Annotated in this window: 1 pseudogene; it reads right to left on the bottom strand. The window is 62.0% G+C overall.

From position 1 onward, the window contains the following. Window positions 1-205, bottom strand: a pseudogene (locus tag EN818_RS31130) (GGDEF-domain containing protein); the annotation flags it as partial. Window positions 206-361 lie beyond the last annotated feature (156 nt).

Here is a 361-nt window from a genome sequence, read left to right as displayed (position 1 = left end):
CAAACCAGAGCACCACGGCAAGGCCGCCGCCGGAGATCAGTTGCACCAGCAGGATCAGCGCAGAGAGCACCGTGCCGACAGGCATCGAGATGAAGACGCATTTGCTCAGATCGCCAAGCTGGTCGCGCAGGATGCCGGCTTCCACCGCCTCGCTCCGCCCCTCCGAAGAGGGGCCTGCAACCAGCCGGTCGTCATGCTTTGCCATGCTTAACGTGGTTAGGCGAGCGGGATGAAAATCGTGTTAAGGATTCCGGCGGTTAGCGGATATTTCCGCAGCGTAGCAAGGCGCGCGTCCGGGCGTCGGATGCCGGCAAGCGCCTTGCCGCAAATCGCTCGCGATAATGTGTATGGCCGGCAATTC

Origin of the sequence: Mesorhizobium sp. M3A.F.Ca.ET.175.01.1.1 (assembly GCF_004791945.1) — a bacterium.
Taxonomy (GTDB): domain Bacteria; phylum Pseudomonadota; class Alphaproteobacteria; order Rhizobiales; family Rhizobiaceae; genus Mesorhizobium.
Note: the sequence above shows the minus strand (reverse complement) of the source record. Positions and strands in the feature narration are given on the sequence as shown.